Origin of the sequence: Sphingobium cupriresistens, from assembly GCF_004152865.1 — a bacterium.
GTDB classification, from domain to species: Bacteria; Pseudomonadota; Alphaproteobacteria; order Sphingomonadales; family Sphingomonadaceae; genus Sphingobium; species Sphingobium cupriresistens.
Genome location: NZ_SEOO01000062.1, coordinates 1 through 12,344 on the forward strand (window position 1 = coordinate 1; position 12,344 = coordinate 12,344).

Here is a 12,344-nt window from a genome sequence, read left to right on the forward strand (position 1 = left end):
GCTCGCGAAAGACTGGGAGCGATCCATCGCCTCATCAACAGCTTGGGCCCTCATCGCCTCAATCCGCATGCTCACACGCAGAACCGCAAGGTATTGTCAGAATTGAGAAACTTCCGAATCCGGCTCTCAGCGAATTCGATCCGTCTTATCTGTTCATCGATAAATAAGTTCAGGAACTTCTGTCGATTGTTCTCCGTCTAAGAATCAGCGACAGGAGATAATTTGCCAACCCCAGATATTCAGGACATGGCGAGCCAAGCTATTGCCGAAAACGGCGTAGTCCTTCTCGATGGTCTGGATGGCGTGGCAGCCGCTATGACGGCCGACGCCGCGGGAGGCACGGCCGGCTTTGGTTCGCGCTGCAGTAGAGGCACGACGCCAACGGTCGGAACCAGGCTGACGCCACCACCCACCTCCATGGGTCTAATCGCCATAATCTCGATCAAGTTGCGGAACCTTCACGTCGAACGAGCGCTCCGCTGACGCCATTATATGGAACGGTTCCTTCGCTCCTCACGAATGGCGGCATGATTCTCACGATATGGAATTCACACATGCTCATCCGTGCCGGGTTTGATCTTGCTTTCGAAGCCTATGCGCCAACACAAATGGTCACGATGCTGAGCGTCAGGCCTTCACGGTTTTCCGATCTGAGAACAGACCATCGCATCGTCAACGATTGCAGCATTGAGCTTATCGACAGCCATGACGCTTATGGCAATATCTGCACGCGCTTTCTTTTGCAGCCGGGCATGACCCACCTATCGTGCGACTTCATCATCGCCGACAGCGGGGAAGTTGATCGACAAACTCTGCAGGCGCATCAGCATGACATCCATGATCTGCCGGCCGAGGCGCTGACCTTCCTGGCAGGCAGCCGCTATTGCGAAACCGATCTTCTGTCTGGCGTCGCCTGGGGATTATTTGGTCATGTCCCGCCAGGCTGGCAGCGCGCCCAGGCGATCGTCGATTTCGTGCATCATCACCTGACCTATGGCTATTGCCACGCGCGATCGACCAGAACGGCGTGGGAAGCGTATCAGGAGCGGGTCGGCGTGTGCCGCGATTTCGCGCATCTGGCCGTCGCCCTGTGTCGATGCATGAATATCCCGGCTCGCTATTGCAGCGGATATCTGGGCGATATCGGGGTCGATCCCGTCGATGTCGCAATGGATTTTCATGCCTGGTTCGAAGTCTATCTTAGCGGAGAGTGGCATAGTTTCGATGCGCGGCACCGCGTGCCCCGGATCGGCCGCATCCTGATGGCGTGCGGCCGCGACGCCGCGGATACGGCGTTGACCACCGCATTCGGCCCCGTGCGCCTGGCCGGGTTCAAGGTCCATACCGATGAAGTCGCGTCCGTGATCGAGCGTGTCGGAGAAAAAATGGCTGCCTGACCCAGCCACCAATCGCGCCTGCACGAACGACATCCACCCACATCCTGAGCAGCAACGAGGAAAATATGATGGCCCGAACGCACAAGAGCAATATGCCTTCCAACGGTGGTGAAACGCATCAGACTGCGGAATCGGGCGATTCTGGCACCATCCTTACGACCAATCAGGGTATCGCAGTCTCCGACAACCAGAACAGCCTGAAATCCGGCGTCCGCGGCCCGACGCTGCTCGAAGATTTCGTGCTGCGCGAAAAAATCTTCCATTTCGATCATGAGCGTATCCCTGAACGGATCGTCCATGCTCGCGGCACCGGCGCGCACGGTTATTTCGAGGCGACCGACGATATTTCGGACCTGAGCAAGGCAGCTCTTTTCCGCAAGGGCGAGCGGACGGAGGTGTTCGTGCGCTTCTCCACAGTGGCGGGCGGCGCCGGCTCCGTCGATACCCCGCGCGACGTGCGCGGCTTTGCCGTCAAATTCTACACCAGCGAAGGCAATTGGGATCTGGTGGGCAACAATATCCCGGTGTTCTTCATCCAGGATGCGATGAAATTCCCCGATCTGGTCCATGCGGTGAAGATGGAGGCCGATCGCGGCTACCCACAGGCGGGCAGCGCCCATGACACTTTCTGGGACTGGGCCTCGCTCATGCCCGAAACCACGCATATGCTGATGTGGGCGATGTCGGATCGCACCTTGCCGCGCAGCCTGCGCATGATCGAGGGGTTCGGCGTCCACACCTTCCTGCTAGTCAACGAAGCGGGCGAATCCCATTTCGTGAAGTTCCATTGGAAGCCCAAGCTCGGCCTGCAATCGACCATTTGGGACGAGGCGCTCAAGCTCCAGGCGGCCGACAATGACTATCATCGCCGCGACCTGTTCGAGGCGATCGATGCCGGCAATTTCCCCGAATGGGAACTGGGCATTCAAGTCTTCGACAAGGCGTTCGCCGACGCCCAGCCCTATGACGTGCTAGACGCGACCAAGCTGATCCCGGAGGAGGATGTGCCGGTCCGCATCATCGGCCGGATGGTGCTGGACCGCAATGTTGACAATTTCTTTGCCGAAACGGAACAGGTCGCCTTCTGCCCGGCCAATATCGTGCCTGGCGTCGATTTCTCGAATGACCCATTGCTGCAAGGGCGGCTCTTCTCCTATCTCGATACGCAGAAGTCGCGCCTTGGCACGGCCAATTTCCACCAGATCCCGGTGAATGCCCCGCGCTGCCCCTTCCAGAATTTCCAGCGCGATGGACAGATGCAAATGGCGGTGCCCAAAGGGCGGGCCAATTACGAACCCAACAGCTTGGCCGCGCATGGCGAGGAAGGCGGCCCGCGCGAAAGCCCTGCGCGTGGTTTTACCAGTTCGACGGGGCTGAGCGGCGAGGAGGAAAGCGGCGAGAAGCTGCGTATTCGCCCGGAGAGTTTCGCGGATCACTACAGCCAGGCGCGGCTCTTCTATCGTTCGCAGACCCAGAGCGAGCAGGCGCATATCGCCTCGTCCTTCGTGTTCGAACTTTCGAAGGTCGCTCTGCTCGACCAGGTGCCGCCGCGCATGGTCGCCAATCTGCGCAATGTGGACGAAGACCTAGCCAAGCGCGTTGCGGCGGGACTTGGCATCGCTTTACCCAAGAGCGCCAAGGCCGCTAAGGAGCCGGTCGACATGGCACCATCGGACGCGCTGTCGATCCACAAGAATATGAAGGCTATGCTAGAGGGCCGCACGGTCGGCATCCTGATCGCAGACGGCACGGACGCAAAACAATTGGACGCGGTGATCGCGAACGTGGAAAAGGCAAAGGGCAAGCCGATGGTTGTCGCGCCCAAGGTCGGCGGCGCCAAGCTGTCCGATGGATCACAGCGCAAGGCCGATGGCCAACTCGCCGGATCACCTAGCCAGATGTTCGACGCGATCGCGATCATCCTTTCCGCAGAGGGTTGCACGGCGCTGATGAGGGAAGCCGCGGCGGTGGAGTTTGCGATGAACGCATTTAGTCACCTCAAGGCGATCGGCGCCAGCGAAGCGGCTCAGCCTTTGTTGGACAAGGCCGGCATCATCGCAGACGACGGCGTCACCGGACTTGATGATGCCTTTGTCGGCGCGGCCAGCCAGCGTTTCTACTCACGCGAACCGTCTGTGCGGATGCTGGCCTAATCAAATGTGCTGTCGTGCTCGCGGCCGGTAACAGGTTAGGAAAGCATGGGCTCATCGGGCTGTCGGCGCATCGCCGGCGGCCCGAAATGTTGATGAAAGACCGTCTATTTCTTCAGTGGGAATGCGCCGGGCGATGACTGCCATCGTGGCGCTCGATTTGCGAGCGTCGATTATCGTTGGCTCCCCTTGCCATTGGCGCAACCTTGCAGCCACATACTCCGGTTTTTGCCCAGTCAAGATCGGCGCCGCCTTGCCTGGCGCGTGGCAACTGAGGCAGGCCGGCAACTGTCGCGATGCAATGCCTGTTCCGGGCAAACTACGGTCCGACAGCGCCTTTTCCGACAAGCCGGGCAAAGCGGCATAATGATCGGCCAGCGCCTTCATTTCACGGATCGTCAGCGCAGCCGCCGCCGCCTGCATGACGGCACCTGATCGAGAGCCATCCGCATAGTCGCGCAGGGCGGCCAGCAGATAGCCAGGCTTCTGGCCTGCAATCACTGGAATATCCGGCTGGCCACGCCCGCGCCCGTCGGCGCCATGACAGGTCGCGCAGGTCGATAGCAGGCCCGGCCGTACATCTGCCACGGCCGTCTCTTCGTCCACTTGCGTCAGCGTCCGATATTGCGCGGCGGTCATGCGGGGCAATAGGCGCACGAAAGCGACCATGCGACGCACCTCGTCATTGCGATCGGCCGCAGGCCAGGCCGGCATTGCGGTGAATTTGACGCCATGGCGGATGATCCAGAACAGTTCGCGATCGCTCCATTCATCAGCCGTTCTGGCCAGATCGGGCGCGGACGGCGTCGCCGCCTGCATTACCGGCGACGGGCGCACGCCGGGGGCGCCGTGGCAAACCTGGCACGCTTGCCGGAAATGGCCGGCGGCGCTGACCAGGCCTGCATCCGTTGTCACATCCCTTGGCGCCTGCACGGCGGCATAGGTGCGCACCGAATTACGCATCGCCCAGTGCAGGAACCAGTCGGTGACACGCCAATGCCCGGATGACGCGGAGACTTGCATCAGCCCCGACCAGGCGAAGAGCAGCCCTGCACCGGCGAGCAGCAGTCCGGCCGACATCACCCGTTTCCATGTCAGGCGGATCGTCATGCCGCGCCTACTCCCTTATCGCGCAGCAGACTGGCCAGCAGCAGCAGCCCGCCCAGAAAATAGCTGGACGCGCCGACCATCAGCATGATGACGCCACCCAATTGCTGATCGGCGAGCGCGTCGAGGCTCAGCCCGCCGCTATGCTGCATATGGGCGTAGAGCGGCCTTGGCGCGAGGCCGATCAGCGCGCCGAGCAAGGTCATGTGCATGGACGTCAATAATAATGCGCCAATCCCCGCCGCTCGCTGCGGCGCATGGAAGACCACGCCCCAGAGCATCCATCCTGCCATCAGAAAGCAACCTTGCTCCACAACCATAGCGGCCATGTTGCGGTCCGCCAGCGCGCGCAACGCCGGCAGATGCCACGCCCAGACGGTGAACAGTTCGACCAGCATCATCGCCATCGGCGATAGTAGCCCAGGCCAGCGCCCGGCCAAATCATAGCGCCCGCCCGACAGGCCATAGGCCAGCAACGGCGCCGCCAGCGCGACGGCGATCATATGCCCCGCCATATGGCCGACCATGCCAAGCCCGCCTGCCGCCAGCATCCAGCCGACGGGCAGGAACGATCCGCCTAGGATGAACGCGGCGCGCTTCACATGCAATCCCGCAAGAAGATGACCGGCAATACCGTGAACAGCACGCCGACGAAGCTCAATCCCGCCAGGAGCAGCGTCGATTTGGCGATGAAGCGCAGCCGGTCGATGTCAGTCCCATCCTCGTGCGGGGCGGAACTACCGGGCGTGCCGCCCTGCCGCCAAGCGATCCACCCGGACAGGCCGATCAGCGCCAGCGCCAGCAGGGTACCGGCCACGAACACTATCGGAAACGTCATGAAAGCGCCAGCCTTCGCGCAGGAGATCGCGGCCCAGAGATAGGAAAAGAGGAAATGCCCCGCCCACAAGATGGGCGGGACGATCAGCGTCCAGAGCGTGACCTTGAGCCGTTCATGCCATTTGCCCCTGTCCGTCATGCGACCTCCGGGAACAAGCCGATGGTCGCATAGGTGACCAGGACGGTTAGTGCGAAGAAATGCATATAGACGGTGATGTTGCGCAGATCTGCGTCATGCTGCGGGTCCATGCGTCCGGCGATGCTGCGCGCCAACACATAGCCCTGCATGATCGCCGCAACGCCAGCATGGGCCGTGGTCCACACGACCAACGTCCACACGATTGCGGGGTAGCTGTGCGTCTGCGGGTCCATGCCGCTTTCCCACGGTCCCGCCAGCCCCGCGCCGATCCCGGCCACGCTGGCGAGAATGCCGATCATCAGCGCGACCCGCGCGAGGCCCACGGCGCCACGCGCATGGACTTGCCGTGCGCTGACCGTCAGCAACCAACTGGCCAGGCCGAGCGCCAGCGCGATCATTGGCCAGGCGATGCCGGGTCCGTCCGCCATCGCCATGGGCGGGAATTCCGCATGGCGCGTCCAAAAGAAGAAATAGCCGAAGATCAGGCCGGAAAAGGCGGTGGCGTCGGCCATCATGGTGATAAACATCGCCCACCATCCCGGCGCGGCAGGCCCGGCGATGTAGAGCGGCAATACGATGCCATGACCGATCGGCTTGCTCGGCTTTTCGGGAATTTCCGCGGTCCCTGTCCACAGCCACCAGAGCGCACAGGCCAGCGTCGCGACACCGCAGGCCAGGGCCGCCCAGTAAAGATGATAGGTGGTCAGGATGAACACCCCTCCGAGCGCAATCGCGGTCAGCATCGGCTTGACGCTGGGTTCGCCCAGCCGGATCACCGCCAAGGGCCGGGCGTCCAGGACGGTGGTGACGATCGTTTCGCGCCGTCCTTCCTCCGCATCCGCCAGGAAGAAGCGGCCTTCATCGACCTTCGCGACGAAATCCTTCTGGTCCCAGATAGGATAGCGGCTTTCGATCAGCGGCACCGACCTTATGCCCCAATCTTCGTCGTCCGGGTGCGCCAGCCATTCCAGCGTGCCGGCGTCCCAGGGATTGCGCGGCGATTTGGCGCGATGGGGCGAGAGGCACAGATCGACGCAGATCACCGCCACGCCCGCCGCGAAGAGATAGGCGCCGATAGTGGACGCCATGTTCATCCCGCCCAGTCCCAGTTCGGCGGGATAGGTGAAGACCCTTCGCGGCATCCCCATCAGGCCGGACAGGTGCATCGGGAAGAAGGCGATATTGGCGCCGATGAACAGCAGCCAGAAGGCGATACGCCCCAGCCGGTCGGATAATTTCTTGCCCGTCACCAACGGCCAATAATAATAAAGGCCGGCAAATAGCGGCATCAATGTCCCGCCGATCAGCACATAATGGAGGTGGGCGACGATGAAATAGCTGTCATGCGCCTGCCAGTCGAACGGCGCCACCGCCACCATCACCCCGGTGAGCCCGCCGATGACGAAGATGGCGAGGCTGCCGGTCGCATAAAGGAGCGGCGTCGACCAAGTGACGCGCCCGGCCCATAATGTCGCGATAAAGACGAAAATCTGTACGCCCGTCGGGATCGCCACCGCCTCCGACGCGGCCGAGAAGAAAGCCAGGCTGATCTTGGGCAGGCCGGTCGTGAACATATGATGGACCCACAGGCCGAACGACAGGAATGCCGTTCCCACCGCCGCCAGCACGATCCATGGATAGCCCAGCAGATGCCGCCGCGAGAAAGTCGGCACCAGCATCGCGAACAGAGCGATGGACGGGAGGAAGATGATATAGACTTCGGGATGGCCGAATATCCAGAAGAGATGCTGCCACAGCAAAGGGTCGCCGCCCCGCGTCGCGTCGAAAAAGGGCCAGTTCAGCAGCCTTTCCATTTCGAATAAGATGTCGCCCGCGATCAGCGGCGGAAAGGCGAAGAGGATCATCACCGCCACGACCAATATATACCAGGCGTAGAGCGGCATGAGGTTGAGGCGCATCCCCGGCGGCCGACATTTTAGCACGCCGACAATCAGTTCGACGGCGGCGGCGACCGACGACACTTCGATGAAGGAAAGGCCCAGCATCCAGATGTCGGCGCCCAGCCCGGACAGGTCCGTACGGGTGGTGAGTGGCGGATACATGAACCAGCCGCCATCGGGCGCAGCGTTGAAGAAGATCGAGCCGCCGACGAAGACGCCGCCCAGCAGGAAGGACCAATAGCCGAAGGCCGACAGGCGCGGAAAGGGCAGGTCGCGCGCGCCCAGCAACTGGGGCAACAGGATGATCGACACCGCTTCGAACATCGGCACGGCGAAGAGGAACATCATCATCGACCCATGCAGGGTGAAGAGTTGGTTGAAAGTATTCGCCCCGATCAGATCATTATCCGGCACCGCAAGCTGCGTGCGGATGATGAGCGCCAAGACGCCCGCGAACAGCATGAAGCAGAAGGCGGTCAGCGTGTACCACACGCCCACCCGGTTGTTGTTGACGTCAGTCCAACGCAGGAACAAGCCTTTGGGCGGGGTCCAGACCTTCCGCAGACGCTCTTCCTGCGCGGCGCGCACGGCCGGATCATCCTGATCGTGCAGGCTCATCGCAGGCCTTTCAGATATGTCGCGATCATCCGCGCATCGGCATCGCTCAATTGTGGATAGGCGGGCATACGCACGCCCGGCTTGGTCGCCTGTGGCGCGCGGATAAATGCTGCGGTCGCCTCCACCGACGGCGGCAATATCCCCGCTCCCACTGTCAGACGCTCGCCAAAATGGCTGAGGTCCGGCCCGATTGTCGCAACATGGGACGTTCCCCTTATCGCATGGCATCCGCCGCATCCTTGCGCGTCGAACAAGGCTGCGCCTCTGCCCGCGCTCCGGGCGATGCTAACACTATCGCGCGCCAGCCACGCGTCGAATGCGTCCGCAGGCATCGCGATCACATCGAACGCCATCAGCGCATGGCTCAGACCGCAAAATTCGGCGCACACCCCGCGATACCGCCCCGCCTTTTCGGCGCGCACGACCAACCGGTTGGTGCGGCCGGGGATCATGTCCATCTTTCCGGCCAGTCCCGGTATCCAGAAACTGTGCAGTACATCCTGCGCCGTCAGTTCGAACGCCACCGTGCGGCCCACTGGCACGCGCACTTCATTGGCGGACAGCATGGGCGTCGCGCCAGGCGGGACATAGGCCACCCGCCACCAGAATTGTTCGCCCTCCACCCGGATCACCATGTCAACAGGACTGGTCGGTCGCGGGCGCATGGCAGGCAGCGCGTAGACCAATAGCGCCGCCAGGATAACGGCCGGACCGATCGCGCCGACCCATAAGACCATGCGCATTCCCGCTTCATGGCTGAGCCGCCCTTCCGGAGCACGCACCGCGCGTACATAGAGCGCAACGACAATCGCGAGAATGACAATTGCCCCAACGGTCAGGATCATAGCGATATGCCGGATTTCCCGTGCTTCCGCTCCAAAGACGTCCAGGGTCGATTGCGTCGCGTTGCAGCCGCCGGTCGCCAACAACAACGGCGTGCAGAGCCAGGCTCGTCGCATGATTTCGATCTGTCCCCCCGACGCCCTGTGACACATGAAGCTCAAACCCGTCAGGGGCTGGAGGGTTCAATGATTTCTGTTTCGTAACAAGGGGCGCAATCGGTGAACCACGAAACCAAATGGATGGTCAGGCATTGGCGTCCATATCCTTATCCGTCCGCAGGAGATATGATTTGCCGATTGCGCCGCCGCCTGCACGGCTTCTTCACCCCCTGCACGGGGTTCTGCTGGCATGGCCGGTCGCGTTGTTCCCTGCAGCGCTGCTGTCCGATATCACCTATCTGCAAACGGCGGAAATCCAGTGGACGAACTTTTCCGCCTGGCTCATCACCGGCGCGCTTATGATGGGCGCGCCCGTGCTGCTCTGGGCCATCGTCGATGCTCTACGCGTCCGACATATCGGAGCGCGCCGTCGTCATCGCCTGTATCTGCTTCTGCTGGCGCCGATGTGGATCATCGGGTTCGTCAACGCCTTGCAGCATAGCAGCGATGGGTGGAGTTCGGTCGGCACGACCGGTCTGACCCTGTCGAGCCTGAGCGCCGCCCTGGCTTTGGCGGCCGGCTGGATCGCCCATGGCGGCTATCGGGAGTACAGGCCGTGACCATTCGCTTTCTTTTCGCCACTGCTGCCACCCTGGCGCTCGCCGCGTGCGGCGGCAGCCGGGCCGACATAGACCAGACAGGGGCGCGGCCTGATTTACCCGATCAGCGCCAGACGCTGCTGCCGCCAATGAAGATCGCCACTCCGGAGGGGTGGAATGGAGAACAGCCGATTGCTCCAGCGGGCTTCACGGTCACGGCGCTAGCCACCGACCTCAAGGTGCCACGCCAACTTCTTGTGCTGCCCAATGGCGACATATTGGTTGCCGAAGGATCGGGCGGATCGGCCCCGACACTGCGGCCCAAGGATGTAATCGCAGGCTATATCAAGGGCCTTGGAAAAACGCCCGTGAAGGGTGGTAACCAGATCACCCTGTTGCGCGATGCTGACGGGGACGGCAAGGCCGAACTGCGTACCGCCTTCATCACCGGCCTCAACGCCCCCTATGGCCTAGCCTATGTCGATGGGAACATCTATGTCGCCGCGCAGGATGCGCTGCTGCGCTTCCCCTATCGCGACGGCATGACGCGGATCACGCTGCGGGGGCAGGAGATCACCAAGCTGCCGGGTCGCGTCAATCATCATTGGACGAAGGCGCTGACTGCCGGCCCGGATGGCAGCAAACTCTATGTGGGCATCGGGTCCAACAGCAATGTTGGCGAACGTGGCCTGGCGATCGAGGAGGACCGCGCCGTCATATGGGAGGTGGACCGCCAGACCGGCGCGCACCGCATCTATGCATCGGGTATTCGCAATCCGACCGCGCTTGCAATCCATCCGCAGACACGCGCGCTTTGGGCAGTTGTCAACGAGCGCGACGAACTTGGGCCGTTGCTTGTGCCCGATTATATGACCGCAGTCAGGCCCGGCGCATTTTACGGCTGGCCTTACAGCTATTGGGGGCAGAATATCGATCCGCGGGTCCATCCGCAAAAGCCAGATATGGTGCGTCGCGCCATCCGTCCCGATTACGCGCTGGGATCGCATGTCGCCGCGCTCGGCATCAGTTTCCCTGCCGGCCAGGGGCTGGGACGGGGTTTTATCGATGGCGTGTTCGTCGGCCAGCATGGCAGTTGGAACCGGCAGGATCTGGCAGGTTACAAGGTTGTATGGATTCCGTTCGCCAACGGACGCCCGGCGGGCAAGCCGCAGGATTTTCTGACTGGCTTCATCAAGGGTGACCATGCGCGTGGCCGCCCGGTTGGGGTGACCTATGACCCGATCAGCGGCGCGCTGCTGGTGGCGGACGACCTGTCGAACACGGTCTGGCGCATAAACCGACGCGAGCGTTAGCGTAGAAAATTCCCTTTTCACGGCCAGCGGCTTATTTCTTCTTGGCCGGATTTCTCTTCGCGATGCGATCAAGAGCGCGGCGTTCCGTCAGGCTTGATCTATTATAGATTTCCTCGCTCGCCAACCGGCGCCAGCGATCTAGGCGAGCGGATGACAGCCTTCCGTCGGCGATAGCCGTCCGAATGGCACAGCCCGGTTCAAGTTCATGCGTGCAGTTGGAAAACCGGCAATGTTCGGCAACTTCGACGAAGTCGTCGAATATCTCGGCAATGCCCGATCCCGCGTCCCTCAGTTGCAATTCGCGCATACCGGGGGTGTCGAGCAACCAGCCGCCCCCTGCCAGCCGGTGCATCTCGCGCACCGTGGTCGTGTGCCGACCGGTGTCGTCGCCCTTTCGTATCGCCTGCGTCATTATGCTGTCAGAGCCGCGCAGACTATTGACCAGCGTCGATTTACCAACTCCGGAGGAGCCTACCAAGGCGACAGTCTGCCCCCGGCCGCACCAGATGGCAAGTGGCGCGACACTGCCAGAATCGCACCCGTTGACGGCTTCGACCAGCAGCCCCGGTCGAAGATCCCGCGCCTCTGCCGCGAAAATATCTGGCCTATTCGTCAGGTCCGTCTTGGTAAGAATGACGACCGGCTGCACGCCGACCTCCTGCGCCAGCACCAGATAGCGTTCCAGGCGTGCGGCGCTGAAATCCTTGTTGCAGGAGGCCACGATGAAAAGCGTATCCACATTTGCAGCGATCAATTGCGTCTTTTGCTCATTCCCCGGCGCACGTCGCTTGAACAGATTTTCTCGCTGGAGAACGCGCCGAACCGCAAGCGTGGCATCATCAATCAGCAACCAGTCGCCCACCGTCGGGTGATCTTCGGGAACGGAGGCGTCAGGGATATAGGGTGGGATCAGGCGCGTCGCGCCCGCACCCGCGACCGCAATCTTGCCACGATGAACAGCCATCACGCGCGCTGGATGGCATCCCGGATCCTGATCACCCGAAAGTTGCGTACTAAAAAAAGGCCGCCACCCCAGCTCTTCCAACGTCTGATTCATTCCATATCCATTGTGCCGCTCGCAGCCCGCCTCTGTTCGCCGTATCGCCGTCACAATCAGACGCGCCGTGCTTCTCCAGTGATGGCAGGCATCACATTATTCCATCCTCTGACCAAGCGCATTTGCCGGATGCGCCCTTCGCGCAGAATGCTCAGATGTGGGTCGTGTCCCAGGAGGTGGTGTAGGAACCGTCAATCCACGGCAGGATCGGGATCGGGTTCGGGTCAGGCAGCCAGAGCTGGCAGGCTGACAATGGGGTTATGGCTCACCGCGCCGATTGTTTCC

The 12,344-nt window shown here is 61.8% G+C and carries 10 protein-coding genes and 1 pseudogene; 5 read left to right on the forward strand and 6 right to left on the reverse strand.

Translation table 11 applies throughout. The features are described 5' to 3' along the window. The 3 genes and pseudogenes from EWH12_RS20415 to EWH12_RS20425 form a co-directional block, all read left to right on the forward strand. Window positions 1–106 (forward strand): annotated as a pseudogene (locus EWH12_RS20415) (IS5/IS1182 family transposase); the annotation flags it as partial. Between the two features lie 448 nt (window positions 107–554). Beyond that, a complete protein-coding gene (locus EWH12_RS20420) occupies window positions 555–1,397 on the forward strand; it encodes a transglutaminase-like domain-containing protein (protein ID WP_129927650.1) in 843 nt (280 codons plus the stop codon). Between the two features lie 65 nt (window positions 1,398–1,462). Next, window positions 1,463–3,550: a catalase gene (locus tag EWH12_RS20425; RefSeq protein WP_422917747.1), complete on the forward strand. Its 2,088-nt coding sequence runs from the start codon at window positions 1,463–1,465 to the stop codon at window positions 3,548–3,550. A gap of 51 nt (window positions 3,551–3,601) precedes the next feature. Here the strand turns inward: EWH12_RS20425 and EWH12_RS20430 are convergent, their stop codons facing one another. From EWH12_RS20430 to coxB, 5 genes are read right to left on the reverse strand one after another with little or no spacing between them, the layout of a single operon-like run. After that, complete coding sequence (locus tag EWH12_RS20430; protein ID WP_129927651.1) at window positions 3,602–4,657, reverse strand: c-type cytochrome; 1,056 nt, start codon at window positions 4,655–4,657, stop codon at window positions 3,602–3,604. Next, a complete protein-coding gene (locus EWH12_RS20435) occupies window positions 4,654–5,256 on the reverse strand; it encodes a cytochrome c oxidase assembly protein (protein ID WP_066602377.1) in 603 nt (200 codons plus the stop codon). Before EWH12_RS20435 ends, EWH12_RS20430 begins: the two co-directional genes overlap by 4 nt. After that, the gene (locus tag EWH12_RS20440) at window positions 5,253–5,630 is read right to left on the reverse strand and encodes a hypothetical protein (protein ID WP_066602381.1); all 378 of its coding nucleotides are present in this window, start codon (window positions 5,628–5,630) and stop codon (window positions 5,253–5,255) included. Before EWH12_RS20440 ends, EWH12_RS20435 begins: the two co-directional genes overlap by 4 nt. Continuing rightward, window positions 5,627–8,149 (reverse strand): cytochrome c oxidase subunit I, encoded by a 2,523-nt coding sequence (gene ctaD / locus EWH12_RS20445; RefSeq protein WP_066602385.1) that lies wholly within the window; start codon window positions 8,147–8,149, stop codon window positions 5,627–5,629. Before ctaD ends, EWH12_RS20440 begins: the two co-directional genes overlap by 4 nt. Then, entirely contained in the window at window positions 8,146–9,108 is a 963-nt protein-coding gene (gene coxB, locus EWH12_RS20450; protein ID WP_129927652.1) for a cytochrome c oxidase subunit II, read from the reverse strand. Before coxB ends, ctaD begins: the two co-directional genes overlap by 4 nt. 173 nt (window positions 9,109–9,281) lie before the next feature. Between coxB and EWH12_RS20455 the strand changes: the two genes are divergently transcribed. Together EWH12_RS20455 and EWH12_RS20460 are read left to right on the forward strand one after the other, a co-directional pair. Then, a complete protein-coding gene (locus EWH12_RS20455; protein ID WP_129927653.1) occupies window positions 9,282–9,710 on the forward strand; it encodes a DUF2231 domain-containing protein in 429 nt (142 codons plus the stop codon). Continuing rightward, a complete protein-coding gene (locus EWH12_RS20460) occupies window positions 9,707–11,002 on the forward strand; it encodes a PQQ-dependent sugar dehydrogenase (protein WP_066602389.1) in 1,296 nt (431 codons plus the stop codon). Before EWH12_RS20455 ends, EWH12_RS20460 begins: the two co-directional genes overlap by 4 nt. Before the next feature lie 31 nt (window positions 11,003–11,033). Here EWH12_RS20460 and rsgA read toward each other — a convergent pair whose 3' ends face one another. Next, entirely contained in the window at window positions 11,034–12,059 is a 1,026-nt protein-coding gene (gene rsgA / locus EWH12_RS20465) for a ribosome small subunit-dependent GTPase A (RefSeq protein WP_129927654.1), read from the reverse strand. Window positions 12,060–12,344 lie beyond the last annotated feature (285 nt).